At 64.7% G+C, this 25,859-nt stretch carries 27 protein-coding genes; 13 read left to right on the forward strand and 14 right to left on the reverse strand.

Annotated features, from left to right (window positions below):
* Positions 1 to 124: 124 nt before the first annotated feature.
* On the reverse strand, positions 125 to 418 hold the full coding sequence (locus tag JQ572_RS18290; RefSeq protein WP_211383963.1) for a DUF1330 domain-containing protein: 294 nt from the start codon (positions 416 to 418) through the stop codon (positions 125 to 127).
* Between the two features lie 28 nt (positions 419 to 446).
* The gene (locus tag JQ572_RS18295) at positions 447 to 1,133 is read right to left on the reverse strand and encodes a DNA-3-methyladenine glycosylase I (protein WP_211383962.1); all 687 of its coding nucleotides are present in this window, start codon (positions 1,131 to 1,133) and stop codon (positions 447 to 449) included.
* Positions 1,134 to 1,301: 168 nt separating this feature from the next.
* Between JQ572_RS18295 and JQ572_RS18300 the strand changes: the two genes are divergently transcribed.
* A complete protein-coding gene (locus JQ572_RS18300; protein WP_211383961.1) occupies positions 1,302 to 2,129 on the forward strand; it encodes a metallophosphoesterase family protein in 828 nt (275 codons plus the stop codon).
* On the opposite strand, the gene JQ572_RS18305 is transcribed toward JQ572_RS18300, so the two are convergent.
* From JQ572_RS18305 to JQ572_RS18325, 5 genes are all read right to left on the reverse strand, one after another.
* On the reverse strand, positions 2,068 to 2,556 hold the full coding sequence (locus JQ572_RS18305) for a Crp/Fnr family transcriptional regulator (protein ID WP_211383960.1): 489 nt from the start codon (positions 2,554 to 2,556) through the stop codon (positions 2,068 to 2,070). The two genes, JQ572_RS18300 and JQ572_RS18305, sit on opposite strands and share 62 nt — an antisense overlap.
* An 88-nt stretch (positions 2,557 to 2,644) precedes the next feature.
* Positions 2,645 to 3,178 carry a GNAT family N-acetyltransferase gene (locus tag JQ572_RS18310; protein ID WP_211383959.1) on the reverse strand — a complete coding sequence of 178 codons (534 nt, stop codon included), beginning with the start codon at positions 3,176 to 3,178 and terminating at the stop codon, positions 2,645 to 2,647.
* A gap of 165 nt (positions 3,179 to 3,343) precedes the next feature.
* Positions 3,344 to 4,084: a di-trans,poly-cis-decaprenylcistransferase gene (locus JQ572_RS18315; RefSeq protein ID WP_211383958.1), complete on the reverse strand. Its 741-nt coding sequence runs from the start codon at positions 4,082 to 4,084 to the stop codon at positions 3,344 to 3,346.
* A gap of 29 nt (positions 4,085 to 4,113) precedes the next feature.
* Complete coding sequence (locus JQ572_RS18320) at positions 4,114 to 4,488, reverse strand: winged helix-turn-helix domain-containing protein (RefSeq protein ID WP_211383957.1); 375 nt, start codon at positions 4,486 to 4,488, stop codon at positions 4,114 to 4,116.
* Entirely contained in the window at positions 4,475 to 5,092 is a 618-nt protein-coding gene (locus JQ572_RS18325; protein ID WP_211383956.1) for a hypothetical protein, read from the reverse strand. Before JQ572_RS18325 ends, JQ572_RS18320 begins: the two co-directional genes overlap by 14 nt.
* A gap of 202 nt (positions 5,093 to 5,294) precedes the next feature.
* On the opposite strand from JQ572_RS18325, the gene JQ572_RS18330 reads away from it, so the two are divergent.
* Positions 5,295 to 6,542 (forward strand): S1C family serine protease, encoded by a 1,248-nt coding sequence (locus tag JQ572_RS18330; RefSeq protein ID WP_211384215.1) that lies wholly within the window; start codon positions 5,295 to 5,297, stop codon positions 6,540 to 6,542.
* A 130-nt stretch (positions 6,543 to 6,672) separates the two neighbouring features.
* Here JQ572_RS18330 and JQ572_RS18335 read toward each other — a convergent pair whose 3' ends face one another.
* Positions 6,673 to 7,647: a Bug family tripartite tricarboxylate transporter substrate binding protein gene (locus tag JQ572_RS18335; protein WP_211383955.1), complete on the reverse strand. Its 975-nt coding sequence runs from the start codon at positions 7,645 to 7,647 to the stop codon at positions 6,673 to 6,675.
* A 125-nt stretch (positions 7,648 to 7,772) separates the two neighbouring features.
* Between JQ572_RS18335 and JQ572_RS18340 the strand changes: the two genes are divergently transcribed.
* Both JQ572_RS18340 and JQ572_RS18345 read left to right on the forward strand, forming a co-directional pair.
* The gene (locus JQ572_RS18340) at positions 7,773 to 8,183 is read left to right on the forward strand and encodes a VOC family protein (protein ID WP_211383954.1); all 411 of its coding nucleotides are present in this window, start codon (positions 7,773 to 7,775) and stop codon (positions 8,181 to 8,183) included.
* 224 nt (positions 8,184 to 8,407) lie between these two features.
* Positions 8,408 to 9,988: an ATP-dependent acyl-CoA ligase gene (locus JQ572_RS18345; protein ID WP_211383953.1), complete on the forward strand. Its 1,581-nt coding sequence runs from the start codon at positions 8,408 to 8,410 to the stop codon at positions 9,986 to 9,988.
* A gap of 54 nt (positions 9,989 to 10,042) precedes the next feature.
* Here JQ572_RS18345 and JQ572_RS18350 read toward each other — a convergent pair whose 3' ends face one another.
* The 3 genes from JQ572_RS18350 to JQ572_RS18360 all read right to left on the reverse strand — a co-directional run bounded on the left by JQ572_RS18350 (position 10,043) and on the right by JQ572_RS18360 (position 14,177).
* Entirely contained in the window at positions 10,043 to 11,137 is a 1,095-nt protein-coding gene (locus tag JQ572_RS18350; protein ID WP_211383952.1) for an HD-GYP domain-containing protein, read from the reverse strand.
* Between the two features lie 269 nt (positions 11,138 to 11,406).
* The gene (locus JQ572_RS18355; RefSeq protein WP_211383951.1) at positions 11,407 to 13,689 is read right to left on the reverse strand and encodes a xanthine dehydrogenase family protein molybdopterin-binding subunit; all 2,283 of its coding nucleotides are present in this window, start codon (positions 13,687 to 13,689) and stop codon (positions 11,407 to 11,409) included.
* Positions 13,686 to 14,177 (reverse strand): (2Fe-2S)-binding protein, encoded by a 492-nt coding sequence (locus tag JQ572_RS18360; protein WP_027514647.1) that lies wholly within the window; start codon positions 14,175 to 14,177, stop codon positions 13,686 to 13,688. Before JQ572_RS18360 ends, JQ572_RS18355 begins: the two co-directional genes overlap by 4 nt.
* A gap of 381 nt (positions 14,178 to 14,558) precedes the next feature.
* Here JQ572_RS18360 and JQ572_RS18365 point away from each other — a divergent pair, with 381 nt between their 5' ends.
* The 4 genes from JQ572_RS18365 to JQ572_RS18380 all read left to right on the forward strand — a co-directional run bounded on the left by JQ572_RS18365 (position 14,559) and on the right by JQ572_RS18380 (position 17,219).
* Positions 14,559 to 15,332: an alpha/beta fold hydrolase gene (locus JQ572_RS18365; RefSeq protein ID WP_211383950.1), complete on the forward strand. Its 774-nt coding sequence runs from the start codon at positions 14,559 to 14,561 to the stop codon at positions 15,330 to 15,332.
* Between the two features lie 42 nt (positions 15,333 to 15,374).
* Positions 15,375 to 15,710, forward strand: a complete 336-nt coding sequence (locus JQ572_RS18370; RefSeq protein ID WP_211383949.1) for a hypothetical protein — start codon at positions 15,375 to 15,377, stop codon at positions 15,708 to 15,710.
* A 177-nt stretch (positions 15,711 to 15,887) separates the two neighbouring features.
* Positions 15,888 to 16,559: a dienelactone hydrolase family protein gene (locus JQ572_RS18375; RefSeq protein ID WP_211383948.1), complete on the forward strand. Its 672-nt coding sequence runs from the start codon at positions 15,888 to 15,890 to the stop codon at positions 16,557 to 16,559.
* Between the two features lie 177 nt (positions 16,560 to 16,736).
* On the forward strand, positions 16,737 to 17,219 hold the full coding sequence (locus JQ572_RS18380) for a hypothetical protein (protein ID WP_211383947.1): 483 nt from the start codon (positions 16,737 to 16,739) through the stop codon (positions 17,217 to 17,219).
* 1 nt (position 17,220) lies between these two features.
* Here JQ572_RS18380 and JQ572_RS18385 read toward each other — a convergent pair whose 3' ends face one another.
* The 3 genes from JQ572_RS18385 to JQ572_RS18395 all read right to left on the reverse strand — a co-directional run bounded on the left by JQ572_RS18385 (position 17,221) and on the right by JQ572_RS18395 (position 19,392).
* A complete protein-coding gene (locus JQ572_RS18385) occupies positions 17,221 to 17,967 on the reverse strand; it encodes a polysaccharide biosynthesis/export family protein (RefSeq protein ID WP_211383946.1) in 747 nt (248 codons plus the stop codon).
* 262 nt (positions 17,968 to 18,229) lie between these two features.
* On the reverse strand, positions 18,230 to 18,886 hold the full coding sequence (gene msrA, locus JQ572_RS18390; RefSeq protein ID WP_211383945.1) for a peptide-methionine (S)-S-oxide reductase MsrA: 657 nt from the start codon (positions 18,884 to 18,886) through the stop codon (positions 18,230 to 18,232).
* 188 nt (positions 18,887 to 19,074) lie between these two features.
* Positions 19,075 to 19,392, reverse strand: a complete 318-nt coding sequence (locus JQ572_RS18395) for a hypothetical protein (protein WP_211383944.1) — start codon at positions 19,390 to 19,392, stop codon at positions 19,075 to 19,077.
* 402 nt (positions 19,393 to 19,794) lie between these two features.
* Here JQ572_RS18395 and rpsT point away from each other — a divergent pair, with 402 nt between their 5' ends.
* From rpsT to recF, 5 genes are all read left to right on the forward strand, one after another.
* On the forward strand, positions 19,795 to 20,061 hold the full coding sequence (gene rpsT, locus JQ572_RS18400; RefSeq protein WP_211383943.1) for a 30S ribosomal protein S20: 267 nt from the start codon (positions 19,795 to 19,797) through the stop codon (positions 20,059 to 20,061).
* 1,259 nt (positions 20,062 to 21,320) lie between these two features.
* Positions 21,321 to 22,733 (forward strand): chromosomal replication initiator protein DnaA, encoded by a 1,413-nt coding sequence (dnaA, locus tag JQ572_RS18405; protein WP_249129102.1) that lies wholly within the window; start codon positions 21,321 to 21,323, stop codon positions 22,731 to 22,733.
* Between the two features lie 285 nt (positions 22,734 to 23,018).
* The gene (dnaN, locus tag JQ572_RS18410) at positions 23,019 to 24,137 is read left to right on the forward strand and encodes a DNA polymerase III subunit beta (RefSeq protein ID WP_211383941.1); all 1,119 of its coding nucleotides are present in this window, start codon (positions 23,019 to 23,021) and stop codon (positions 24,135 to 24,137) included.
* Positions 24,138 to 24,267: 130 nt separating this feature from the next.
* Positions 24,268 to 24,633, forward strand: coding sequence for an endonuclease domain-containing protein (locus JQ572_RS18415; RefSeq protein ID WP_211383940.1), 366 nt, complete (start codon positions 24,268 to 24,270; stop codon positions 24,631 to 24,633).
* Positions 24,634 to 24,720: 87 nt separating this feature from the next.
* Complete coding sequence (recF, locus tag JQ572_RS18420) at positions 24,721 to 25,857, forward strand: DNA replication/repair protein RecF (RefSeq protein WP_211383939.1); 1,137 nt, start codon at positions 24,721 to 24,723, stop codon at positions 25,855 to 25,857.
* Positions 25,858 to 25,859 lie beyond the last annotated feature (2 nt).

The following is a 25,859-nucleotide window of genomic DNA, read 5'->3' on the forward strand; positions in this document are numbered from 1 at the left end:
GCTCCCGAACGGGTGCTGCGCACAAATGTTCCGACAGAAATGCATTTCGTGATCGCGCGCCGCATCTGCCGCGCGCGCGGCACGAGATCGCCACAGGATACACAAGATCTGCGCGGGGACAGCGCTAGTCGACGGCTTCTACGATCCGGATGTCGCGGTCGGCACCGTCTCCGAGCAGGTCGTGAGCGGCCTGATAGGCCGGACTCGCATAGGCAGCCCTGGCGCTCTCGACGCTGTCGAACTCGATGAGAACGACGCGTTCCATCTGACCGAGCTCGAAGGCCGCGGCCGGCATCCCGCGTGCCAGCACACGGCCGCCGGCCGCCTCGATCGCCGGACGCGACAATTTGGCATAGGCCGCCATGGCGTCGGGGTTCTTGATCGCACGGTAGGCGGCGATCCAATAGGCTTTGGCCATTCCTGTTCTCCTGATTTCCAGTGACCCGCTACTCGCTTCGGTTCTCGCCCACCGACAGCGCGCAGATACGTGACAGATATGTGTAGGACAGACCGGTCTCCTCGGCCCAGGCGTTGAACTGCGCCTGGACCTTGGCTAGATCGCCCTTCGATTTCACCTCTTCGGCAATGTCGAGACCCGCATCGCGCAGGCAGGCCACCACGTCCTTCGAGGTGACGAACCCGTCCCAGCCGACGAAGCGCAGCAGCATCTGGCCGGTGTTGCCGCCGAGACGGCTGCCGCGCCTGGTGAGGAGATCGAGCAGGCCGATCTCGTCGGACGGCGGCCATTTCGCCAGAAATCTGCCGAAGCTGCCGTGCTCTTTCGCGATCGCCTGCACGAAGGCGGCATTGTCGCGCACCGACATGATCTTGGCGCCGTTGCGCACGATGCGCGCGTCGCGCAGCAGGCCCTCCCAATAATCCTCGGGCTGGAAGGTGAGCTCGGCCGGCTGGAAGCGCAGGAACGCGTCCTCAAAGCCGTCCCATTTCGTCTCGATCACGCTCCAGGCAAAGCCCGCGCAAAACACGCGCCTCGTCATCTCGGCGAGGATGCGGTCGTCGCCAAGCTTCGCCAGCCTCTTCAGGTCGGGCTTGTCGGGCATCAGCCTGTCCAGCGCCTTGGGTCCGCCCTTGCGCTTCTCGGCGCGGGCACGGATGGTCTTGAAAGAGGTCATGCGGACACGAGCGGGTGAGGGTGCGCCAAGACTTCAGACACGACATCAGAATTCGACGAACCGGTCCAGCCCCGCGATTGACGGGAGGCGGCGGCCGTGCTGGTCTGCTTCTTGCCTTACGACATTTTGCAATTCCCAGACATTTTCAATCTCGCAAACGGATTTTCAATGCGCTGCCTGGTCGTGGCCGACCTGCACTATTCACTGCCGCAGCTCGACTGGCTGGTCAGCGCGGCTCCGCAATTCGACCTCGTGATCTTCGCCGGCGATGCGCTCGACATCGGCTCGATGGTGGATTTCCGCGCGCAGATCGTGGTGGTGAAGAAGTACCTGACGCTTCTTGCCGACACCACCCGCGTCATCCTCTGCTCCGGCAATCACGACCTCGACGAGCGCAATGCGGAGGGCGAGAAGATCTCGCGCTGGATCTCGGAGGTGCGCGAGCTGGGCATTGCCTGCGACGGCGACGACCTCACCCTCGGCGACACGCTGTTCACGGTGTGCCCGTGGTGGGATGGGCCGATGGTCAAGCAGCGCCTCGCCGACCAGTTGCGCGACGCCGCCGTCAGCCGGCCGCAGCGCTGGATCTGGGTGCATCATGCGCCGCCGGCGAATTCACCGACGAGCTGGGGCGGCAAGCGTTTCTTCGGCGATGTCGAGCTGGTGCAATGGATCATGCAGTACCAGCCCTCGATGGTGATCTCGGGCCACGTGCATCAGTCGCCCTTCATCCCCGACGGTTCGTGGTTCGACCGGCTGGGCCAGACCTGGGTGTTCAATACCGGCCTGCAACCGGGCCGGCCGCCGACGCATATCGTGCTGGACCTCGATGCGAACAAGGCATTCTGGCTGGCGGCGGGCGAAGCGCAGTGGATCGATCTCGCCGCGCCGCTGAAGCGACCGGCTTGCCATGTCGAGGAGCCGCCGGACTGGCTCACATCCTTGGATCGGATTGTCGATCCGAGCCTGGCGAGACCTCAAGCGGCGGCAGGTTGATCATGCTCTGAAGCACCTCGCTGACCATCGCGAGGTGAGTGCCATGACCGGCATATTGCCGCTTCAGATCGGCAAGATAGGTGTTGGCGACGTTGAGCCGCTGGGCCAGCGTGCGCGCGAGCAGCAGCGCCACCTCCGGCTTCTCTATGAGGAATGACGCCGCGTCCTCAAACTCGTAGATGACCGAATCCTTGGCGGCGCGCACCGTTGCGGTATGCGGCAGCCCGAGCAGCACGGACATTTCGCCGAACACCGCGCCGGGCTCGACGATGGTCGCGACCACCGTGTCGCCCTTGAGCACTTCGAGCCTGCCTTCCACGAGCACGTAGAGGTGACCGCTGCTGGTGCCGCCCTCGGTGACGACGAGCGTGCCGGCCGCGACCGGCCGCTCCGTTCCGCCGGTGCAATGATCCAGAACTGCGCGCATCTTGCGAAAGCTCCCATCGCCGGGGATACCCGGCGATACCAGAGCACATACTAGAGCACGATCCGTGCCACGCGGCAAATCAACGCGGCTACGGCACCCGCGACAGGCGCTTGGCGAGATGGACCGACTGCCAGTCACCGAGGCCGGTATCGGCGAAGCCCGCTTTCTTCGCAAGACCCCGCATTTCGGTATTGGCCCGCGCAGTCTCGGCCGCAATCATCTCGTGACCGAGATCGCTCGCGCGCCGCTCCATTGCGGTCATCATCTGGAAGCCAAGGCCCTTGCGCTGGAAGGCGTCGGCGATCGAGATGGCAAACTCGCCGTGCCGCGCGGTCGCATCGTAGGCGTAGAGCGCTTCGCCGATGATTGCGCTCTGCCCCTCCTGCGTGAGCTCGGCGAGCAGCGTAAAATGATCGGGACCGCTGGTCTTTGTCAGGCACTCGGCCGCGACCACGGCAAAGTCCGCCCGCGCGCCCATGAAGCGCCTGTTGCGCGTTGTCGCGGAAAGGCCCGTGAAATAGATCGAGAGGCTTTCAACATCGGAGGCATTGGCGACCCTGATGCAGAGTGCATCTCTCGTCTCATTCGGCTCGACAGCGGCATCCAGAGATAGCTGTGACATGCGCGAGGCTCTCGGCAGGTTGCGTCGAATGCACACCTAGCCGAGACCGCGCAATTGCCGCTTGGACGGTGCTGCCAATCTTGCGGCCGAAAACGAACAATACGTCGCCCTGGGCCGTGCGTCACATACGGGCCGCGCTCACGCGGCCTCGCGCCCCGCGCTGCGTCACGCCCGAGAGAGTGAAGGCACCTCTTCCGGCATGATCGCCTGGAGGCCGCCGAAGCGGCGTTCGCGGCCATGGAAGGAGGCCAGGGCCGCGGCGAGATCGGCCGCGTCGAATTCGGGCCACATCCGCTCGGTGAAGTGCAGCTCGGCATAGGCGCCTTCCCAGAGCAGGAAGTCCGACAGCCGTTTCTCGCCCGAGGTGCGGATGATGAGATCGACGTCGCGCAAACCCGCCTCGCCGGTGACGAGCTGCGAGAAGGCTTCGCGGGTGAGGCTCGTCAGCGCCGCCGCCTTCGCCGCCGCGGCGAGGATGGCGTCGCGCGCGGAATAGTCGACCGCGATGCGCAAGTGCAGCGTGCTGCCTTGCACAGTGGCGTCTTCCGCGCGTGCGATCGCATTGGCGATGCCGTCGGGCAGGCGGTCGCGGCGGCCGATCACCGTGAGACGCACGCCGTTCTTCACCAGACTCTGCACCTCGTTGGCGAGATAGAAGCGCAAGAGCGTCATCAGCGCGGCGACTTCGGCCTTCGGCCGGCGCCAATTGTCGGTGGAGAACGCATAGAGCGTCAGCGTGCCGATGCCCTGCTTGGGCGCGGCCTCGACGATGCGGCGGATCGTCTCGACGCCGGCCTCGTGGCCGCGTACGCGCGACAGGTTGCGGCGTGTCGCCCATCGTCCGTTGCCGTCCATGATGATACCGACGTGAAGCTTTTCGTCGCAGGACATAGCGCCACTTTGCATCGCAAAGTCTCCGGTCAAAAAAAGGGGGATCAGGTCGAAATGATGCCGAGACGGCCGAGCGGCGGCGCCTCGCGGCCGGCGGCTTTCGCCGCGTCGCGCACCAGGCGCTCGAGCACGGCGAGATAGTCGAGGAAGCGGCGGCGGCCGGCCTTGGTGAGGCGGCAGGTCGTGTGCGGACGATTGCCCTCATAACCCTTGGTCACCTCGACGAGGCCGGCTTCCTGGAGCACGCCGAGATGCCGGCTGAGATTGCCGTCGGTGAGGCCGCAGAGCTGCTTGAGGTCGGCGAACGCCAGACCCTTAGGATGCGCCATCAGCGAGGTCAGAAGGCCGAGCCTCGCCTTCTCGTGGATCACGCGATCCAGTCCCTCGTAAGAGAAGGGTGCGCTGTCAATCTTCGACATCATGGTCTCCGGACGCGAAATACAGAATGCCCGCCATCATCGACTGCCCGATCACGAAGGGCAGTCCCATGGTCCATGGTGACAGCGTATGGGTTCGGCTCGCCAGCACCACCACCACAAAGCCTGATACGAAATACCAGGCGCCGGCCAGCGCGACGGTGCGCGGCAGCGAGCGGACGGAAGCGAAGATGCCGAGCGACACCAGGATCTGCCACAGGCCCGGCAGCAGCCACAGCGTCTCGCCTGCGAACTTCCACACCACCACCGCAAGCAGCACGCCGGCAACGCCTGCGGGCAGGAACTGCTCGACCGCCTGGTGGATCATGGCATCGGCAAGGCCGGAATGATGCCGGCGGGAGCGCGCGCGCATCTCGATGCCGATCACCAGGACGGAGAGCACGGCGGCAATGAACCAGCCGAGAAAGAAGCCGAGCGGCTCGCCGGTGGGATCGCCGAGCAGCCAGAATTGCAGGATCGCGGTGAGAAGCGCGACCGCGCCGGTCGCGGCCATCGTCGCCGGGCCGTAGCCGCGGAACGCCGTGCCCGCCGCGATCTGGCTGCGGATCGCCACGATGTCGGCCAGTGCCTTGTCGAGATCGCGCATTGGCAACGCCAAGCCCCACTCCGCCCACGCTTTTCGGGACCGCTGATCCCCTCACTTTGTATTGCAAAGTATACGGCAAGGCAAAGTAAATGCAAGCCCGAAACTCGCGGCAAGGAGACTGCGCCCGAACAGACAACTGGCGGTTGCGTGGCACCACCTCCCACGGATAAGATGGAGGCAAAAGCATTTCCGGGGGGCTGGTATGTGGCTCAAGTCATTCGTCGTCGCGTCTTCGTTGCAATTGGCCGTCGTCAGCTTGGCGCATGCGGCGGGGCCGTTCGGCTCCATCCACGTCGGCAACTGGAACGGCGGCGCCTTTTCCAATGATTCGACCGGCGCATTCTCACACTGCGCTGCAAGCACACCTTACGCCAACGGCGTCACTTTGCTTGTTGGCCAGGATGCAAACAACTCCTGGCTGCTCGGCTTTGCCAATCCAGCATTTCGCTTCAAGAAGGGCGAGAACCTGACGATCGACGTAACCTTCGATGGCCAGACCGAGGCGAGGCTCTTCGGGACGGCGTTTTCCGAGGTCATGGTCTCCGCAGTTCTGCCCGCCAACGTCGCTCGCGCCCTCCAGAAGGCGAGCCTGATGGTAGCCGTGGCGAGGGGCACACCCTTTCAATTCAGCCTGACATCAACGGCGCCTTTGGTGGCCGCGGTGACCAATTGTGTCACCAGAGTTAAAGTCGACGGACTGGACAAGGCCGGCGACTTTACAAGGATTGCCGCCAAGCCGCAGGCCGCGCCGGACAAGCAGGCATCACCGGCAACCGGCAGCAAGTCTGCTCGAACCAAGAGCGGCACAGGCTTTGTCGTCAGCTCCAACGGGCACGTCGTCACCAACAATCATGTGATTGACGGCTGCGTTGGCGACATCAAGGGCAATCTCACCGGCGAAGCGGCGATGGTGCTGCGCGTGGTGTCGAGCGATGCCAACAACGATCTCGCTCTGCTGCAGGCGCCGTCGGCGACGGCGTTCAAGGACTTCGCCCGGATTCGCGACCGTTCGATCCGCTCCGGCGATTCCATCGTCGCGATCGGCTTTCCCTTCCACGGGCTGCTGACGTCGGATTTCACCGTGACGACCGGGATCGTCAGCTCGCTCAGCGGCCTGCGCAACGATTCGCGTTTCCTGCAAATCAGCGCGCCCGTGCAGCCCGGCAATAGCGGCGGCCCGCTGTTCGATACCAGCGGACAGATCGTGGGCGTGGTCACGGGCAAGCTCGACGGATTACGGATCGCCGCTGCGACCGGCAACATCCCTGAAAACATCAACTTCGCAATCAAGACCGGTGCGCTGCGCGACTTCCTCGACAACTCCGTGGTGCCCTACCAGACCGCGGAGCCGAAGGGCGAATTCAAGACCACCGACATCGCCGGCAATGCGCGGTCATATACGGTGCTGATCTCGTGCAACGGGACCGAGCAGGCCGAGGCGAAGCGGTAAGGCCGGGTTCATGCGCGCCATACAGCTGCGCGTTTCGCCGCACCGTTTCATTCCGGATCAAGGCGGCAAGGCACGCAAGAAAAAAGCCCTGCCTTGCGGCAGGGCTCCATTCCCGGTCATCGCAACATCGCTAATCGACTTTCAAGCCGGCGAACTCGACCACCTTTTTCCACTTCTCGGTCTCGGCCTTGATCTCCTCGCCGAACGCCTCGGGCGTCTGCACCCGCGGCTCACCGCCGAGCTCGACCAGGCGCTTGGTCATGTCCGGCTCCTTCATCAGCGCGTTGACCTCGCTGTTCAGCTTGGCGATGATCTCCTTGGGCGTGTTCTTCGGCGCACCCATGCCGAACAGCGCGCTCGCCTCATAGCCCTTCACGGTCTCGCCGATCGTCGGCACGTCGGGCAGTTGTGGCGAGCGCTCCGCGGTGGTGACGGCGATGGCGCGCAAGCTGCCGGAGCGGATGTGCTGGATGATCGAGGGCATGTTGTCGAAGATCACCTGGACCTGGCCGCCGAGCATGTCGGTGATCGCAGGTGCCGCACCGCGATAGGGCACGTGCTGCATCTTGCAGCCGGTCATCGCCATGAACATCTCGCCGGACAGATGCACCGAAGTGCCGTTGCCGGACGAGGCCATGTTGACCTTGCCGGGATTGGCCTTCACGTATTCGATGAACTCGGCGACGGTCTTGGCCGGCACGTCCTTGTTGACGGTCATCACGTTCGGCACGCGCTGGAACGAGGCGACCGGCGCGATGTCGCGCACGAAATTGAATTTCAGATTGGTATAGAGCGAGGCGTTGATGTAGTTGGCCGGATTGACCAGCTGCAGCGTGTAGCCGTCGGGCTCGGCATTGATCACCGATTCGGTGCCGATATTGTTGCCGGCGCCCGGCTTGTTCTCGATCACGAATTGCTGGCCGAGCTTCTCCGACAGCCGCTGGCCGATCAGCCGCGCCAGGATGTCGGTGGCCCCGCCCGGCGGATAGCCGACCACCCATTTCACCGGCCGGGCCGGATAATCGGCGGCAAGAGCCTTCGACAGCGGGCTGGCTGCAAGCGGACTGGCGGCGAGCAGGCTCAGCGCGGTACGGCGAGTGATCATCTCAAGGGTTCTCCCACGTGTTGTTCTTGAAAGCCGGATAGCTTGAAAGAGGCGTCGAGGCAGTTGTAACAAAGCTTGCCGCAGGCGGAAAGTGCACGGGGCATATCACGACGAAAGGATAAGCCATGCCGGTCAAGGTCGAAGCCCTCGATCATCTCGTGATCAACGTCGCCGACGTCGCAGCGACCGCTGCGTGGTACGGCAGGATTCTCGGGATGGAAGTCAAGCTGTTCGACCCCGGCGGCGGCAAAGCGCCGCGGACTTCGCTGCAATTCGGTAACCAGAAGATCAACGTCCGGCCGCGTGACGCCGACAAGGTGGAGTGGTTCACCGCCGACCACCCGACCGCCGGCAGCGAGGATCTGTGCTTTCTCACCTCCGCCACGCCCGACGAGGTGGTGGCGCATTTGCAGGCACATGGCGTCGCGATCGAGGAGGGCCCGGCTCCCAAGCAGGGCGCCCGCGGCACGCTGCGCTCGGTCTATTGCCGGGACCCCGATGGGAGCCTGATCGAGATTTCGTCGTACGCGGATTAGCGCGTTCGGGGCGTTCGCTGGCGTCCCAAGTACCTTCATTGCGAGCGAAGCAAAGCAATCCAGAAATGCCCCCGCAGCGGCAGACTGGACTGCTTCGTCGCAAGGGCTCCTCGCAATGTCGGCGGAGAGACTGCCCCGATTTGCTCCCCGCGCCATCCGATGGCAGGAAGACGCAATCATCAAAGGGCAGCCGCCATCAAGATGCAGGCTGCACGGGAGGAACCATGCCAATTCAACAAGCCACGGCCGGAATCGTCGGTCCGTTCGACGGGCTCGACGTGCCCTGGCTGCTGAAGCTGCGGGCCGAGGTGCGCAGCTCACATCCGTTCCTGATCTGGGCGCCGTTCGACGCGCCCGCGCGGCACTGGAGCTATGGCGAGTTTCACGAGCGGGTCGGCGCGCTCGCGGCGGGGCTTGCCAGGCGCGGCATCAGGCCAGGTGAATACGTGCTCATTCACCTGGACAATTGCATCGAGGCGTTGCTGGCCTGGTTCGCCTGCGTCGAACTTGGCGCCATCGCGGTCACCACCAATACCCGCTCGGCACCGGCCGAGATCGACTATTTCGCCGATCATTGCGGCGCGGTCGCCGCGATCACGCAGCCGGCCTATGCGGAGATCGTCGCGCAGAACTGCCGCAACATCCGCTGGATGGCGGTGACCTCGCACGATGCGGGCACGGCACCGGCGCAGGCGATCTCGCGCGGCGACAGTTTCGAATCGCTGTTCGCCGACAGCGCCGACCGTCCCAGGCGCGCGACCGATCCTTTCGCGCCGTGCAGCGTGCAATATACTTCGGGCACGACATCGCGCCCCAAGGCAGTGCTGTGGACCCACGCCAACGCATTGTGGGGCGCCAAGGTCAACGCCGCGCACGAGGATTTGCACGCCGGCGACGTGCACCAGGCCTACCTGCCGCTGTTCCACACCAATGCGCTGGCCTATTCGATGCTGGCGACGCTGTGGGTCGGCGCGACTTGCGTGATCCAGCCCCGCTTCTCCGCCAGCCGGTTCTGGCGCGCCGCGCGCGAGCACGGCTCGACTTGGACCTCGACGATTCCGTTCTGCATGAAGGCGCTGCTCGAGCAGGAGATCCCGACGGACCACAAATTCCGGCTGTGGGGCTCGGCGATCAACGAGCCGCCGGCCTTCGCCGCCTTCGGCGTCAAGATCATCGGCTGGTGGGGCATGACCGAGACCATCACCCACGGCATCGTCGGCGAGGTCGATCAGCCCAACATCCCGATGTCGATCGGCCGCGCCGCGAGCGAATACCAGATCCGCATCACCGACGATGACGGGCGGCCGACCGAGGTCGGCGACACCGGCAATCTTTCGATCAAGGGCATCGCCGGCCTGTCGCTGTTCGCCGAATATCTGCACAACGAGAAGGCGACGCGCGAAAGCTTCGACGAGCACGGCTTCTTTCTCACCGGCGATCGCGTGGTGCGGCTTGAGAACGGCTACATCCGCTTCGGGGACCGCAGCAAGGACATGCTCAAGGTCGGCGGCGAGAACGTGGCGGCATCCGAGATCGAGCAGGTGATCGCACTCGTCCCCGGCGTGCGCGAGGCCGCCGTGGTGGCGAAGACGCATCCGATGCTGGACGAGGTGCCGGTCGTCTTCATCATCCCGCAGGGCGGCGTCGCGGGCGCAGCCCCCGATCTGCATGATCGCGTGATGGCGGCCTGCCGCACCGGCCTTGCCGACTTCAAGGTGCCGCGCGAGATCAGGCTGGTCGACGACATGCCGCGCTCGACGCTGGAGAAGGTCGCGAAGGCGGAGCTGAGGAAGATGGTGGGGTGAGGATGTCATCCCGGCCTGGTGCGCAATTGCGCACGAGGGCCGGGACGACAAAACTCAGAACGACCCCAGCGCCACCGGACGAAACGCCTGCAACAGCTGCTGATCCAGCTTGCCGCCCATGCCTTCCATCATCGCGAACGCACGCGAATGGGTGAATGGCATGCGGTAGGCGCGCTTTTCCACCAGCGCGGCGTAGATGTCGACGATGGTAGTGACCCGCACGATATCGCTGATCTGGTTCGACGACAGGCCGTTGGGATAGCCGGAGCCGTCGAGGAATTCGTGGTGATGCAGCACGACGTCGAGCATCTCCGGCGGAAAGCCGCCCTGGGCGGCGAGCGCGTCATAGCCGCGGCGCGGATGCTGGCGGACTTCGGTCATCTCCTCGTCGGTGAGCTTGCCGGGCTTGTCGAGCAGCGCGGAGGGAACGAAGGCCTTGCCGACGTCGTGCAGCAGCGCGGCGCGGGTCAGCCGGCGCTGGTCGTCCTCGCGCATGCCGAGGTGCTGCGCGAAGGAGACCGCAAAGCCGGTCACGAACAGGCAGTGCCGGTAGCTGCCGACGTGGTGGCAGCCCACCGTGGTGAGCCACTCGCGCAGCGAGGAGTGCTTGATCGCCTTCAGGATCTTGGTCTCGGCGGCGATGACGTCGTCGAAGGTCAGGGGCACGCCGAGCGGTAGCTTATCGAACATCTTCTTCAGCACCGCATGCGCCGCCTCGACGCCGCGGTTGAGCGTCTTGCCGCGATCGGTCGCGTCGTAGACGGCGGTGTCGGGGAAGGCGGCGCGGATGCGCTGCAGGATAGCGTCGGGCTGAAGCGGCCGCGAGATCGTGTCGGTGGCGCCCAGCGCCCAGGCCTGCATGGTGCCGTGATGCAGGGCATCGGCGAGCACGAACAGCCGCGGCATCGAACGATAGGCATCGCCGCGCAGCTTGTTGCGCACCCGCTGCACGCTTTCGGGAGAGCGCAGGTTGATGTCGACCACGAGGCCGGAGAGATCGCGCGAGGGCTGCTCGGGAATCTCCTGCGTCGTCACCGTCGAGACCTCGCCGACCGCCTTCAGGATGCTGGCGAGCTCGGTGCTCTCGTCGCTCCGGTCGGAGGCGAGCAGAAGCCGGCGTTTGGCGGCGGATTTGGCTGGCGCGTTCATGGCTTCCCCAAAAGCACGGGACTGGATTTGGCGTCAGCCTAAGCCGGATCAGGTTCTCCGGCCCTTAAGAGGCGTGCTCAATGGAGCCTTCCGGAATTGCACGCAATTTTACGGATCCGGTTCCGCAAGGGGGCCCATCGAAAATGACGGAAAACAACCCCATGCACAGTAGCCTTCTCCTTGGAATGACTGGGGTTTCCTTTCACGAAAAACCCGCCGGGAGGTGCCCCCCGGCGGATCATCTCGCGTTACAAAATTGCAGGCCCGCCTTACGCCTTCATCGCACCCTTCACGGCCTCGGCCGTGATCGGCAGGGCCCGGACCCGGGCTCCGGAGGCGTTGAAGATGGCGTTGCCGATGGCGGGAGCCACCACCGTCACCGCGGGCTCGCCGACGCCGGTGGCCTTCTCGCCATTGGCGATCACGGCGACCGCGACCTCGGGCATCTGGCTCATGCGCAAGGGCGTGTAGCTATCGAAATTGGTCTGCTCGATGCCACCGTCCTTGAGCGTCGCCTTCTCGTACATCGCCAGCGACAGGCCCCACAGCGCCGCGCCCTCGACCTGGGCGCGGATGTTGTCGGGATGCACCTGGGTGCCGACGTCGGTTGCGACCGTGAGCTTCTTCACGGTCACCTCGCCCGACGGCGCCACCGCGACGTGGGCGACACAGGCCGTCCAGCTCGCGGTTGCGCGTTCCTGCGACGACACGCAGGCGACGCCCATCCCCTCGCCTTTCGGCAGTTGCCTCGTGCCGTAGCCGGACAGCCCCATCGCGGCGAGCAGCGTGTTGCGCAGCCGCTGCGCGCCGCCGTCGTTCTTGCCCTTGCCGTCGAGCAGCGCGATGCGGAACTGCGCCGGATCCTTGCCGGTGGCGGCCGCGATCTCGTCGATCATGCTTTCGACCGCCCAGAAGGTCCAGCCCGGCGCCACCGAGCGGAGCTGGCCGGACGGCGTGGCGTTGTGCGCGAGCTCGTTCTTGATCGCGCGCACATGATGGTTCGGCACCGTGTAGAAGAAATCGGCGCCGTTCACCGTGAAGCTGTCAAGCGGGCCCTTCTTGTCGACCGAGGGCGTCAGGAAATCGGGGATTCCCCAGCGCTCGGTCGGCCAGGCCGAGACCACGTCGTGGCTGAGCGCGACGAGCTTGCCGTCGCCGTCCACGCCGGCCTTCACTTTCTGGTAGGTGAGCGGACGCGAGAAATCCATCGTCATGTCGTTCTCGCGCGTATAGATCACCTTCACCGGCTTGCCGATGGCCTTCGCCGCCTGCACCGCCGGCACCATCATGTCGGCATCGAGCCTGCGGCCAAAGCCGCCGCCGAGCCACATCTGGTGCATGACGACGAACTTCGGATCGATTCCGGCGGCACCCGCCGCGATCGCACCGGAGCGCGTCGCGAACTGGTTGCCCGAATAGATGTGCAGGATGTCGCCCTTGAACTCCGCGGTGGCGTTCATCGGCTCCATCGGCGCGTGGATGTTGATGCTGGTGGTGTACTCCGCCTCCAGCACCTTGGCCGCCGAGCCGAAGGCAGCTGCGGGATCGCCGTCCTTGACGAAGAATTGCCCGGAATCCTCCTGCTTCTGAAGCCGCATCGCCTCGTCGAGCAGCGACTGGCTCGAGACCTTCGCATTCGGACCGCCGTCATAGGCGATCTTGAGCGCCTGCGCCGCCTTCTTGGCGTTGGCATAGGTGGCGGCGACCGCGACGACCCAGCCCGAGGTCGTTCCGGTCTTGTCGTCGAGGGTGACGGCCTTGATGAAGCCCGGCACCTTCTTCGCAGCCGAGTCGTCGACCGATTTGACCGTGGCGCCGAAGCGCACCGGCGGTGTCACCACCGCGCCATAGGCCATGCCCGGCAGCATCACGTCGATGCCGTACTTGGCCGTGCCGTTGGTCTTGGAGGGAATGTCGAGCTGCGGCACCGACACGCCTATCATGGTGTACTGATCCGGTGTCTTCAGCTTGATCGCCTTGAGCTCGTCCGGCGTGAAGGTTTTTGTCGCCTTGCCGCTCTTGACGACATCGGCGAACGACATCTGCTTCTTCGACTTCGGATGCGAGATCACGGAATCGCGTACCACGAGCTCCGAAGCAGGCACGCCCATGGAAGCTGCCGCCCCTTCCGTCAGCGCCATGCGACCGGCCGCACCGGCGCGGCTCATGGCTTCGAAGTTCATCATGGTCGACCAGCTTCCGCCGGTGATCTGCGCCCCCAGCACGGGGTCGTTGAATTTTGGATCGTTGGAGGCGAGGTTGACCCGCATGTCGCTCCACTTCGCGCCCAGCTCTTCGGCCACGATCTGCGCCATGGTGGAGGCGATGTGCTGGCCCATATCGGCCTTGCCGCAAGTCACGGTGACCAGACCATCGGGCGCGATCGCGTACCAGACGCTCGGCTCGAAGGTCGACGGCGCAGCGAGCGCCTCACCGATGCCGGGCACGCCGGCATAGCCGAGCACGAGGCCGGTCGCGGCGGTGCCGACGAGGAACGAGCGGCGGCTGAGATCGGTCGTCTCGGGTGTGACCGCCTTGATGTGCTTATTCATGTGGGCCTCCGTTCGTTGCCGGAGGCGGACGCGGTGCGCATCTCGGTGGCAGCCCGCATGATCGCCTTCTGGATCCGCGAATAGGTCATGCAACGGCAGAGATTGCCGTCCATGTGCGCCACGACCTCTTCCTTGGTCGGATTGGGATTCTTCGCGAGCAGCGAGGCCGCCTGCATGATCTGCCCGGACTGGCAGTAGCCGCACTGCGGAACCTGTTCGGCGATCCACGCCTTCTGCAAGGGATGATCGCCCTTGGCGGCAAGGCCTTCGATCGTGGTGATCTTCTTGCCGGCGACATCGCCGACCATGGTCTGGCACGAGCGCACCGCTTCGCCGTTGACGTGCACGGTGCAGGCACCGCACAGGCCGGCACCGCAGCCGAACTTGGTGCCGGTCATCTGCAATTGCTCGCGGATCGCCCAGAGGAGCGGCGTGTCGTTCGCCGCATCCACGGACATACTCCGCCCGTTGATGGTGAGAGTTGGCATAGGCGTCTTCCCCTGCCGGTGCATGAAGCCGCTTACGGCGGCAACTTGAAATGGCGGACGCCCACCGGGCCGGCGCCAGCCTTGACGCAAGAATGATCGGGTTCGCGTGCCGAAGCAAATGCAATTTGGAATCGATCGAAGCAAAGCCGGCGTTTGCGCGTTGTGCGTCGCGACAACGGCGCCGATGCAGCGCCTGAACGCAACAGAGTGCGCGTAAGGCATGAAAGCTGTCGCGGCATTGGCGGTTTCTTCCAGGTAACTTGGCAGGCTAGGGTATGACGAAGCGAGTTTGAGCTAATCGCCGAATTGGATGTCCCTCGTGGGAGAGGGCGCAGCGTGGTCGCGGCTGCAATGAACAAGAAGCGAGAAAGGATGGAAGCAATGCCAAGGATCGAACGGGACGGCGTCGGAATCTACTACGAGGTTCATGGCGAAGGGGCGCCGCTGCTGCTCACCCACGGCTATTCCTCGACCTCGGCGATGTGGCATGGACAGGTCGATGCGCTTGCGAAGGACCACAGGCTGATCCTGTGGGACATGCGCGGCCACGGCCAGTCGGATTATCCGGATGATCCCGGCGCTTACAGCGAAGCGCTCACCGTCGGCGACATGGCTGCGATCCTCGATGCGACCGGGACTGAACGCGCCATCATCGGCGGGCTCTCGCTCGGCGGCTACATGTCGCTCGCTTTCCATCGCGCACATCCGCAAGCCGCCTGCGCATTGCTGATCATCGACACCGGTCCCGGCTTCAAGAAGGACGACGCGCGCGAGGCCTGGAACGCCCGGGCGTTCGGCACCGCCGACAGGCTCGATCGCGAAGGTCTCGACGTGCTCAAATCGGCGACGCGCGAGCGCGCCACCGCGAGCCACCGCAACGCCAGGGGATTGGCGCTCGCCGCGCGCGGCATGCTGACCCAGCGCGATGCGCGCGTGATCGAATCGTTGCCCGACATCAACGTGCCGTCGCTGATCGTGGTCGGCGCCGACGACACGCCGTTCCTCGCCGCGTCCGATTACATGGCGGCAAAAATTCCCGGCGCACAAAAAGTCGTGATCCCCGCGGCCGGACACGCCGTCAACATCGATCAGCCACAGGCTTTTGTTGACGCCGTGCTGGCTTTCCTGAAGAACTTGCCTCAAGAACTTGCCTGAAGAACTTGCAGGCCCAGGACGGCTGGACGAGGACGCGAGGCCATGAAGCGAGCGATGTTGGCTGCGGGCGCGGTGTTGCTATCGTTATCCGCGCAGGCCGAGCCATTCGGCGGGCCACCGCCCCGCCTGCCTTTCGTCGCGACCCTGTCGAACAACACGCCGCTCGCCTTCGGCATGGATGCCGGAGAGACCGCACGCGCGCTCGGGCAACCCCTGCAATACGTGCGGGGACGCCCCGGCAACGAGATCTATCTCGCCCTTCGCAACATCGGTGGCAGCGGACTGATCCCCTACCGTCACCGCCTGTTCCTGCAGTTCCGTCATGGACGGCTGGCGGGATGGAAGGAAGATTACGGCGTGAACTGGATGTGGGAGTGAGGTGCGCGCGCGACTGCCTCCCCTCATCCCGAGGAGCTTGCGAAGCAGGCGTCTCGCAGGATGAAGGCCCCGCTGAAGCGTCACGGGCCTTTCATCCTTCGAGACGCGCGCGAAGGGCGCGTTCCTCAGGATGAGGGGAGAGACTAGAGTTCGTAATAACCAAGAAGGACAACCCGCGTGGGACAAGACATCAAGCTGACGGCCTCCGACAATTTTCAGCTCGGCGCCTATCGCGCTGATCCCTCAGGCACGCCTAAGGGCGCGGTGGTGGTGATTCAGGAGATTTTCGGCGTCAATCATCACATCCGCTCGGTCTGCGACCGCCTCGCCGGTGAAGGCTATGCCGCGATCGCGCCGTCGATCTTCGACCGGACGTCCCCGAACTTCCAGTCGGGCTATTCGCCCGACGAGATCGCGGAAGCGCGCAAGTTCGTCGCCAATCCGGACTGGGCCGCGATGCTGCGCGATACGCAGGCAGCAATCGATGCTGTGAGGAGCGTCGGGCCGGTCGGCATCATCGGCTTCTGCCTGGGCGGTAGCATCGCCTTCGTCGCGGCGACGCGGCTGTCGGGCCTGAAGGCCGCGATCGGTTACTATGGCGGCGCCGTCGTGCGCTTTGCCGACGAGACGCCGAAAGTGCCGACGCAGCTGCATTTCGGCGAGAAGGATGCCGGCATTCCCCTGACCGACGTCGAGACCGTCAAGGCGAAGCGGCCCGACGTGGAGGTCTTCATCTATCCTGGCGCGCAGCACGGCTTCCATTGCGACGAGCGGGCGAGCTACGACAAGGCCAGCGCCGACATCGCCTGGCCGCGCAGCATGGCGTTTTTCGCCAAGCATTTGAAATAGCCGCCCGTCATGCGCGGGCTTGACCCGCGCATCCATCAAGCGAAGCTTTTTCGTCAGGTCGATGGATTGCCGGGTCGAGCCCGGCAATGACACCTCAAGCAGGAAACGGGTGGCTGCATCATGGCGCGCGGCGATAGAGCTGGCTGATCAAGCCAGCTCTATCGCCGGGAGATCACCATGCAACAGGCCAATACGAACGTCGTCATCCGCAATCCGTTCGGCACTATGGACGTGCCCGAGCCGAACGATCGTGAGGTCATGGACTATGCCTCCATCGCCATGCTCGCCGGCGATGCCGCCGACGGCAACGCGGCGCATTGGGCATCGATGCCGACGTCCTCCGATCAGCTCGAGGGGGTCTGGGCGAGCCGCTGGAATGGCGGCGCCGATCCGACCATTGCCGGCGATACGCCGGAGCAGTGGAAAGTGGGGCGCGCGGAGGTGCGGGTCGCAGGCGAGCGCATCTATCTTCGCTTCGACTGGGACCATGGCCGCCGGCACGGGCTGATCGATGCGGCCCGCCAGGGCGCGGATCGTCTCGTCGGGAAATATATCAACCTGACCAACCCGGCCATCATGCGGCCATGGGTCGGGCTCGTGGTCGATGCCGTCAGGATCGATGGATGTTTCCCGAACGGGCGACTGGATTTCAGGCGGTGAGCTAGAACCAGCGCTCGCCGACGAACACGGTGTCGCCCGGTGCCAATGGCGTGCCGAGCGGAACCACGGCGCGCATCGAGCCGCCGGCTTCGGTGTGGGTGACGGTGACCACGTCGCGCTTGGCGCGCGGCGAGAAGCCGCCGGCAATCGCGACCGCGCTTTCGACCGTCATGTTCGGCACGTAGGGATATTGTCCGGGCGCGGAGACTTCGCCGAGGATGAAGAACGGCCGATAGGATTCGACCTCGACGGCGACCGAGGGCTCGCGGATATAGCCGTTGCGCAGCCGCGCGGCGATTTCACCGGCGAGTCCTGCCGGAGTGCGACCGCGTGCGGGCACTCCGCCGATCAGCGGCATGGTGATGGAGCCGCCGGCGTCGATGGCGTAGCTGTTGGTGAGGCCTTCCTGGCCGTACACCACGACGCGCAGCTTGTCGCCGGCGTCGAGATGGTAGGAGGCGTCGTAGCGGACCGGCGCCGCCATCGGTGCGGCATAGCCGACCGGCATGGCCGCGGGCGAAGAGGCAAAGGACGTGCGCAGCGCGCCGATGGCGCCGCCGCCATCGGCGACGACGACCGGCTGCGGCGTGCCGTAGGGCTGGCCATAGGCCATGGAGTCGAGATCGGCGCGCGGCTGCATCACCGCGACGGGACCGGCGGTCTGCATGCAGCCGCCAAGCGCAAGCGCGGCGAACGCTACCAAGGACGCTGCCGAGATCGACCATCGAAACGCGCGTGCAACTGGCACCGGACCTATCCCTCGAAACGAGACAGCTCCACTGATGCACCGGTTATGGTTAATAAAGCGTTGAGCGGGGCTTCAACCCTCCCCTGGAGGGGGAGGGTCGATCGCGCGAAGCGCGAGCGGGGTGGGGTGATCTCTCCGCTCGGGCAGTGTGGACGTGGAGAGATCTTCACCCAACCCCGTCTCACATCTTCGCTGCGCTCAATGTGAGCCGACCCTCTCCCTCCAGGGGAGGGTAAGCACATCACCGCTTCAACGTTTACGCTTACGCGCTCACACCCACGCCGATCGGGCAGGACACGCCGGTGCCGCCGAGGCCGCAATAGCCGGCGGGATTCTTCGCCAGATATTGCTGATGATAATCCTCGGCGAAATAGAACTCGCCGGCCGGTGCGATCTCGGTGGTGATGGCCCCGAGACCCTTTGCGGCGAGCGCCTTCTGATAGAGCGCCTTCGATTGGTCGGCCGCTGTCTTCTGCGCGCCTGAATAGGTGTAGATCGCGCTTCGGTATTGCGTGCCGACGTCGTTGCCCTGACGCATGCCCTGCGTCGGGTTGTGGCTCTCCCAGAACGTCTTCAACAATTTCTCGTAGGAGATCTTCTTCGGATCGAACACGACCAGCACCACTTCGGTGTGGCCGGTGCGGCCCGAGCAGGTCTCCTCATAGGTCGGGTTCGGCGTGTGGCCGCCGGCATAGCCGACGGCGGTGGCGTAGACGCCCTCGCCGAGCTCCCAGAACTTGCGCTCTGCGCCCCAGAAGCAGCCGAGCCCGAACACCGCCTGTTCGAGGCCCGCGGGATAAGGCGGCGCGAGCTTGGCACCGTTGACGAAATGGGTGGTCGCGGTCGGAATGGCTTGCGCACGGCCCGGCAGCGCTTCCTTGGCGCTCGGCAATGCGGTGGTCTTGCGCGTGAACAGCATGGACGGATCTCCTGGAAACGAGCTGTCCGTCGCCTGGGCCAGCTCGAGAGGTCGAGTGCTCAGGCGGCGTGCTCGCGATCAGTTGGGAATATAGGCATCTACGCAGCAAGGGGCAGCCTTGTTACGCGGCCGCCAGCGCGAGGCTCAATCGCGGGAATTGAAAGCCCTCAATCCCGGGAATTGAAAGTTCAATCCCGGGAATAGCCGATCAGCGGCTTGCGCGGGCGGAACAGGATCATCAGGAGGATGCCCGAAATGCCGAGGACGGCGAACACCGGCTGATCCAGCACCAGGCGGATCACCGAGGTCCAGAGCCACGGCGCCTTGGCCTCGACCCAGGTCCGGAACGCCGTCTGGCTGGCCTGATTGATGTCGTTCCAGAACTGGCCGAAGCGGGTGAACTTGAGGGTCTGGTCGGCGACCCAGCGGGCGCCGTCATAGACCATGAAGATGAACCCGCCGGCGAGCAGCAACAGCCCAATCAGTCGGAAAAAGCCGCGGATCATGCCTCACCTTATATGGTCGTCCGATCGGACGACCCCCTGAACGCCGCCAGCCAATACAAGGGAGACGGCAGAAATTCAACCACTTCAGGGCGTTACGGCACCCATTCGGGCCGCATGGGGCCGGTTTTCCGGTCCGGGAAAGCGTTGACGGTGCCAAAGACCCTCTCTATAAGGGCGCCAACTGGCGGCGGGCGCAATCCTGCCGCCGCTGTTCTTTGAGCAGTTGAAGGCTCCTTGAGCTTACAGGCTCTTTGGGCCTCAGAGACAGCCGCAAGGCCGTCGCTCATGTTCCGGGAACAGCCAGCAACCGAACACCCTAAATCCGAGCGTCGATTACGCGGTCAAGCAAGCCGGCGCTACCCGACCAAGACGCGACCGGTACCCGCAAAGGATATTGAGACCATGGCCAATACCACTTCCGCCAAGAAAGCGACGCGCAAGATCGCCCGCCGCACCGCCGTCAACAAGTCGCGCCGCACCCAGATGCGCGGCGCCGTGCGAAACGTCGAAGAAGCCATCGCGACCGGCGATCGCGCCGCTGCCGTGCAGGCGCTGGCGAATGCCGAACCGGCTCTGATGCGCGCCGCCCAGCGCAACATCATTCACAAGAACAATGCCAGCCGCAAAGTCTCGCGGCTCACCGCGCAGATCGCCAAGCTCGCCAAGTAATCCGGCAGGCGATCCGACAGACCGTCCGGTCGAGTTCGATCGGGCGATCAGATCGCACATCGCACGCGTCAAACAGCCCGGCATCGCGCCGGGCTTTTTTGTTGCCTGCCATGAACAAGCAAGCCGTCACGCGACGACCGATCTTCGACTGGAAGACCTCCATCGTCGCACCATGATGCGGTCCGTAGTTTTACCTGCGGGTGATTTTGCAACAGTGGAAACTTCCACCGCGGTGCAAAAAGTCCCTGCGAGGCGGGCTCAAGTTGAATTCGCGTGCCTGCGAGTTCTGCACACCGTAGATTCACCGGATCGAATCTACCGCTGGAGTTACCCTGTGAAACGAGACTCAAAAAACGATGTCTCGCTAATCACTTATCGACATAGTGACCTCAAGCGTTTGGAAAATTCGCCCGCGCGTCGCGCGCGTGACGCTTTTGTAAAAATTTTTTGGCGGTGACCGAGAATTGTCACATGAGGCGCGGCATCTTCGATTCTGTGCACGAATCCAAAAACTTGCTCTGGAGCCTGTGCACAAGTCGCGCGCGGCGTTAACCGAGGTCAAGTTTTTTGATGCCTAAAGTGTGAATCAATTCCGTTGCGAGTCTTTCCGCATAGTGTATTCCTTAAGACGTCAGCGGCGCCCACGATCTTGAGACCAGCGCGGTATCGGAAAACGGGGCGAGCGTGCAAATCGGCGGCGGTGTGCACGTAGGCGACGCTTCAACAAGCGATTGTCGGTTCAAAACCCACAGCAATGTGGGAACGGTAGCTCTTTGTCTGAATGTCTCCAAGCGGGATTTTTTCGCTCGCATATGAGAGACGTCGTGAAAGCTGCCTCGACAGGCATGATGGCGAAGCCGAGCGGACGACTAGGACACGGGCAGGCATCCGCGGCAGGAGTACAACGCGGTTGCCGTTTAGACACGCAGGACCTTGTCGTGAGCAATCACGGCAGGACGGGGAGGTATCATGTCTTACGGACTCAACGCGGTATTGAAACACACCTCGACTTTCAACTATGCCGTTTTAGATTCGTCGGACATCAAGCCTCCCGCGTGCAACGGAGCGCCGAGTACGCGCTGACCTCGCGACCCCTCCATCTCTGACATTGCTGATCGGACGCGGCGTTTCCGCCGAACGGTCGAGCCATGTCTGCAGGTGAAATCGCTTGAGGTCGCGCCATGGCAGAAACCCTGATGGCAGGAACTCTGCATGGCGCTCACCACGCAACCTTATCTCTCAAGAAAAGTTCTCACATGATGACAACACCGGAACAGGATCGCTGGTCGCGCGTGAAGAGTCGGCTGCGCTCGAACGTCGGCGAGGACGTCTACACCAGCTGGTTTGCGCGGATGGATCTGGAAGGCGTGCAGGACGAGAGCGTGCGTCTGTCGGTGCCGACCCGCTTCCTGAAGAGCTGGATCCAGGCCCATTATGCCGAGCGCGTGTTGTCGTGCTGGCAGGCCGAGATGCCGGAAGTGCATCGCATCGATCTCACCGTTCGCTCGGCCGTGCGTCCGGTCGTTCAGCAGAAGGAAGCGCCCGCGCCGGTCGAAACACGCCGCACGCCTGCGCCGGAGCTGCGCTCGACCGCGACCGCGCCGGTCTCGGCCAATCACGATGCGCTCGGCGGCTCGCCGCTCGATCCGCGCCTGACCTTCGCAAGCTTCGTCGTCGGCCGCTCCAACACGCTGGCGCATGCGGCGGCGCGCCAGGTCGCGGAAGGTCGCAGAGGCGACCCCGTGATGTTCAACCCGCTCTACATCCATGCCGGTGTCGGCCTCGGCAAGACGCATCTGCTGCAGGCTGTGACCTGGGCCGGTAATTCCGGCAACGAGCGCAAGGTGCTGTATCTCACGGCTGAAAAGTTCATGTACGGCTTCGTCGCCGCGCTGAAGACGCAGACGGCGCTCGCCTTCAAGGAAGCGCTGCGCGGCATCGACGTGCTCGTGATCGACGATCTCCAGTTCCTGCAGGGCAAGTCGACCCAGGCCGAATTCTGTCACACGCTGAACGCGCTGATCGACGCCGGCCGCCAGGTCGTGATCGCAGCCGACCGGCCGCCGTCCGATCTCGAAAGCCTCGATGACCGCGTGCGCTCGCGGCTGGCCGGCGGCCTCGTGGTCGAGATGGGCTCGCTCGGCGAGGAGCTGCGGCACGGCATTCTCAAGTCGCGCGTCGCCGCCGCCCGCGCCCATCATGCGACTTTCGAGGTGCCCGAGGAGGTGCTGACCTATCTGGCCCGCGCCATAACCCATAACGGCAGGGATCTCGAAGGCGCGATCAACCGTCTGCTCGCGCACTCGAAACTCAACAACCGGCCGGTGACGCTGGAGATGGCGGAGCACGAAGTGCGCGACCTGATCCGGCCGCAGGAACCCAAGCGGATCAAGATCGAGGACATTCAGCGCGTGGTGGCGCGGCAGTATAATGTCAGCCGCTCCGACCTCCTGTCCTCGCGCCGGACCGCCAACGTGGTCCGTCCGCGCCAGGTGGCGATGTACCTCGCCAAGACGCTGACCTTGCGCTCGCTGCCGGAAATCGGCCGCCGCTTCGGCGGGCGCGACCACACCACGGTATTGCACGCGGTGCGCAAGATCGAGGCCCTGGTGTCCAAGGACACGGCGCTATCGGACGAGGTCGAATCGCTCAAGCGCCAGCTTCAGGAATAAACGCCTAGGCCCTGCCCCTTCCAACCTGCCGCCGCCTCGGCCATGCCGGGGCGGCGGTCTTCGTCTTGCCTGGGCGGCGGGCCCTCGTTTTTGCCTGTAAATCGTGGGGAACTACCTCGCAATCCCTTGAATCCGGGGGCCATCCGCGCCACCTTGCGCGACCCTGACGGCTTTGGTCATATCGGCTGGATGATCCGGCTTTCCGGGGTCTTCGGTGCCGTGGCGCGCGTCCCGCCGCCCGGCTTTTCCAGATTTGGTTTCCTTGGGGATCGGGCGAGTAGTGCAATGAAGGTTACGGTCGAACGCGCGCAACTCCTGAAGTCGCTGGGCCATGTCCACCGCGTGGTCGAGCGCCGCAACACGATCCCGATCCTCGGCAACGTGCTGGTCCGGGCCGAGAATGCGAAATTGTCGCTGAAGGCGACCGACCTCGACCTCGAGGTGACGGAAACGCTGCCCGCGGAAACCGCGACCGCGGGCTCCACCACCGTGCCGGCGCACATGTTCTACGACATCGTGCGCAAGCTGCCGGACGGGTCGCAGATCGTGCTGGAGGCCGACGGCGACCGCGCCGTGCTTGCGATCCGCGCCGGCCGCTCGCGCTTCACGCTGCAGACCCTGCCGGAGAACGATTTCCCGGATCTGGCCGCCGGCGACATGTCGCACTCGTTCTCGCTCGCCGCCAAGGACGTCAAGCGGCTGATCGACCGCACCCAGTTCGCGATCTCCACCGAGGAGACGCGCTATTATCTCAACGGCATCTATCTGCATGCCGCAGGCTCCGCGAAGGCCGCAACCCTGCGCGGCGTCGCCACCGACGGCCACCGCCTCGCCCAGCTCGACCTGGTGCAGCCCAAGGGCGCCGACGGCATGCCCGGCGTGATCGTGCCGCGCAAGACCGTCGGCGAGGTGCAGCGCCTGATCGAGGACGCCGACGCCGAGATGACAATCGAGCTGTCGCAGGCCAAGATCCGCTTCACCATCGGCAACGTGGTGCTGACCTCGAAGCTGATCGACGGCACCTTCCCCGATTATGGCCGCGTCATCCCGCAGGGCAACGACAAGGAGCTCGTCGTCGACAAGAAGGATTTCGAGAACGCGGTCGATCGCGTCTCGACGATCTCGAGCGAGCGCGGGCGCGCGGTGAAACTGTCGCTGTCGCCGGGCAAGCTGGTGCTGTCGGTGACCAATCCGGATTCCGGCAGCGCGACAGAAGAGCTCGAGGTCGAATACGCCTCCGACGCCCTCGATATCGGCTTCAACTCGCGCTACCTGCTCGACATCGCCGCCCAGATCGAAGGCGACGTTGCAACCCTGAGGCTCGCCGATCCCGGCTCGCCGACGCTGGTGCAGGACCGCGACGACAAGAGCGCGTTGTACGTGCTGATGCCGATGCGGGTGTGAGGGAGGTGCTCCTCCCTCGCCGACAGGCCCTTCTTTCAGAGCCTAGCGCGATGCACGTTGCTGCGCCCTCTCCCCTTGTGGGAGAGGGCTACTCCGCTGGCGGATACACACTCAGTCGGGTGAGGGGTTAGTGCCGCAGGAACCATCCCATCGGCCGGTCCCCAAGCGTCTCCGCCAATTCGCGAAGAACATGCGGCACGAGCCGACGGATGCAGAGGCCGCGATGTGGCGCCTGCTCAGGGATCGTCGATTGTCCGCCTTCAAGCTTCGCCGACAGGTTCCGTTCAAAAGCTACATTCTCGACTTCGTCTGCTTCGAGAAACGCCTTGTGATCGAGATCGACGGCGGTCAGCACGCAGTATCACGAACCGATGCAGCGCGTGATGCGGCTCTCTCGGCGGAAGGTTTCTCGATAGCGCGTTACTGGAACAATGACGTGCTGCAGCAGCCAGCTTCTGTATTGGAGGATCTCCTTGCAAAGCTTGCCGGGCGGTAAGATACCCCTCACCCGTCGCCTCACTTCGTGAGGCGCCACCCTCTCCCACAAGGGGAGAGGGTGAGCAGAGCGTGCCACTGTTCCAACATGACCCCCTCCCGCATTCATCGCCTGACGCTGACGCATTTTCGCAATTATCGGGCGGCGGGGCTCGCGACGGCGGCTGACATGGTGGCGCTGGTCGGGCCGAACGGGGCAGGCAAGACCAATTGCATCGAGGCGATCTCGTTCCTGTCGCCGGGACGCGGCTTGCGGCGCGCCACGCTGGAAGACGTCGCCGACAACCAGGGCGACGGCTCCTGGGCGGTCTCGGCCCAGGTCGAGGGCGCGCTGGGGCTCGCCACACTCGGCACCGGCATCGATGCGCCGCGCGCCGACAGCTCCGTGAGCCGGCGCTGCCGCATCGACCGCGAGCCGGTCAATTCCGCCACGGCCTTCGGCGACCATATCCGCATGGTGTGGCTGACGCCGGCGATGGACGGGCTGTTCATGGGCGCGGCCTCCGAGCGGCGGCGCTTCTTCGACCGCCTGGTGCTGGCAATCGACAGCGAGCATTCCAGCCGCATCTCCGCGCTCGAACGCTCGCTGCGCTCGCGCAACCGCCTGCTCGAGACGCGCAATTACGACGACCATTGGTGCGACGCGATCGAGCGCGAGACCGCGGAGCTTGCGGTCGCCGTCGCCGCAACCCGCGGCCAGACCGCGGCGCGGCTCACCGGCATGCTGAATGCGCGCGCGCAGGCCTCGGCCTTTCCCTCGGCGCACATCGCGCTCGACGGCTGGATGGAGAATGCGCTGCTGAGCGAGACCGCAACGTCGGTCGAGGACCGCTACCGGCAGATCCTGCGCGACAACCGCCCGCGCGACGCCATCGCCGGCCGCACCACGGATGGTCCGCATCTCACCGATCTGCAGGTGATCTATGCGCCGAAAGGCATGCCGGCACGCGACGCCTCGACCGGCGAGCAGAAGGCGCTGCTGATCGGGCTGGTGCTGGCGCATGCGACGCTAGTCGCCGAGATGACCGGCATCGTGCCGCTGCTGCTGCTCGACGAGATCGTCGCCCATCTCGATCCGAACCGGCGCGCGGCGCTGTTCGACGAGCTGCGCAAGCTCGGCGCGCAGGTCTGGCTGACCGGCGCGGACCCGGCCGCCTTCGCCGAGATTGGCGCCGGCGGCGAGGTGTTTGACGTCGAGAGCGGACAGGTCAGCGCACGCCCGTGAGC

The sequence above is a fragment of the Bradyrhizobium sp. SZCCT0153 genome (assembly GCF_018129995.1).
GTDB lineage: Bacteria > Pseudomonadota > Alphaproteobacteria > Rhizobiales > Xanthobacteraceae > Bradyrhizobium > Bradyrhizobium japonicum_G.

What these genes read in the sequence shown, in the direction of transcription:
- JQ572_RS18325 (WP_211383956.1), bottom strand. Translation starts at nt 5,092, where the DNA reads ATGCGCGATCTCGACAAGGCACTGGCCGACATCGTGGCGATCCGCAGC.
- JQ572_RS18360 (WP_027514647.1), bottom strand. Translation starts at nt 14,177, where the DNA reads ATGCCAACTCTCACCATCAACGGGCGGAGTATGTCCGTGGATGCGGCG.
- JQ572_RS18320 (WP_211383957.1), bottom strand. Translation starts at nt 4,488, where the DNA reads ATGTCGAAGATTGACAGCGCACCCTTCTCTTACGAGGGACTGGATCGC.
- rpsT (WP_211383943.1), top strand. Translation starts at nt 19,795, where the DNA reads ATGGCCAATACCACTTCCGCCAAGAAAGCGACGCGCAAGATCGCCCGC.
- JQ572_RS18330 (WP_211384215.1), top strand. Translation starts at nt 5,295, where the DNA reads ATGTGGCTCAAGTCATTCGTCGTCGCGTCTTCGTTGCAATTGGCCGTC.
- JQ572_RS18350 (WP_211383952.1), bottom strand. Translation starts at nt 11,137, where the DNA reads ATGAACGCGCCAGCCAAATCCGCCGCCAAACGCCGGCTTCTGCTCGCC.
- dnaA (WP_249129102.1), top strand. Translation starts at nt 21,321, where the DNA reads ATGACAACACCGGAACAGGATCGCTGGTCGCGCGTGAAGAGTCGGCTG.
- JQ572_RS18315 (WP_211383958.1), bottom strand. Translation starts at nt 4,084, where the DNA reads ATGCAAAGTGGCGCTATGTCCTGCGACGAAAAGCTTCACGTCGGTATC.
- JQ572_RS18335 (WP_211383955.1), bottom strand. Translation starts at nt 7,647, where the DNA reads ATGATCACTCGCCGTACCGCGCTGAGCCTGCTCGCCGCCAGTCCGCTT.
- msrA (WP_211383945.1), bottom strand. Translation starts at nt 18,886, where the DNA reads ATGCTGTTCACGCGCAAGACCACCGCATTGCCGAGCGCCAAGGAAGCG.
- JQ572_RS18290 (WP_211383963.1), bottom strand. Translation starts at nt 418, where the DNA reads ATGGCCAAAGCCTATTGGATCGCCGCCTACCGTGCGATCAAGAACCCC.
- JQ572_RS18370 (WP_211383949.1), top strand. Translation starts at nt 15,375, where the DNA reads ATGAAGCGAGCGATGTTGGCTGCGGGCGCGGTGTTGCTATCGTTATCC.
- JQ572_RS18395 (WP_211383944.1), bottom strand. Translation starts at nt 19,392, where the DNA reads ATGATCCGCGGCTTTTTCCGACTGATTGGGCTGTTGCTGCTCGCCGGC.
- recF (WP_211383939.1), top strand. Translation starts at nt 24,721, where the DNA reads ATGACCCCCTCCCGCATTCATCGCCTGACGCTGACGCATTTTCGCAAT.
- JQ572_RS18355 (WP_211383951.1), bottom strand. Translation starts at nt 13,689, where the DNA reads ATGAATAAGCACATCAAGGCGGTCACACCCGAGACGACCGATCTCAGC.
- JQ572_RS18295 (WP_211383962.1), bottom strand. Translation starts at nt 1,133, where the DNA reads ATGACCTCTTTCAAGACCATCCGTGCCCGCGCCGAGAAGCGCAAGGGC.
- JQ572_RS18345 (WP_211383953.1), top strand. Translation starts at nt 8,408, where the DNA reads ATGCCAATTCAACAAGCCACGGCCGGAATCGTCGGTCCGTTCGACGGG.
- JQ572_RS18380 (WP_211383947.1), top strand. Translation starts at nt 16,737, where the DNA reads ATGCAACAGGCCAATACGAACGTCGTCATCCGCAATCCGTTCGGCACT.
- JQ572_RS18305 (WP_211383960.1), bottom strand. Translation starts at nt 2,556, where the DNA reads ATGCGCGCAGTTCTGGATCATTGCACCGGCGGAACGGAGCGGCCGGTC.
- dnaN (WP_211383941.1), top strand. Translation starts at nt 23,019, where the DNA reads ATGAAGGTTACGGTCGAACGCGCGCAACTCCTGAAGTCGCTGGGCCAT.
- JQ572_RS18365 (WP_211383950.1), top strand. Translation starts at nt 14,559, where the DNA reads ATGCCAAGGATCGAACGGGACGGCGTCGGAATCTACTACGAGGTTCAT.
- JQ572_RS18310 (WP_211383959.1), bottom strand. Translation starts at nt 3,178, where the DNA reads ATGTCACAGCTATCTCTGGATGCCGCTGTCGAGCCGAATGAGACGAGA.
- JQ572_RS18300 (WP_211383961.1), top strand. Translation starts at nt 1,302, where the DNA reads ATGCGCTGCCTGGTCGTGGCCGACCTGCACTATTCACTGCCGCAGCTC.
- JQ572_RS18340 (WP_211383954.1), top strand. Translation starts at nt 7,773, where the DNA reads ATGCCGGTCAAGGTCGAAGCCCTCGATCATCTCGTGATCAACGTCGCC.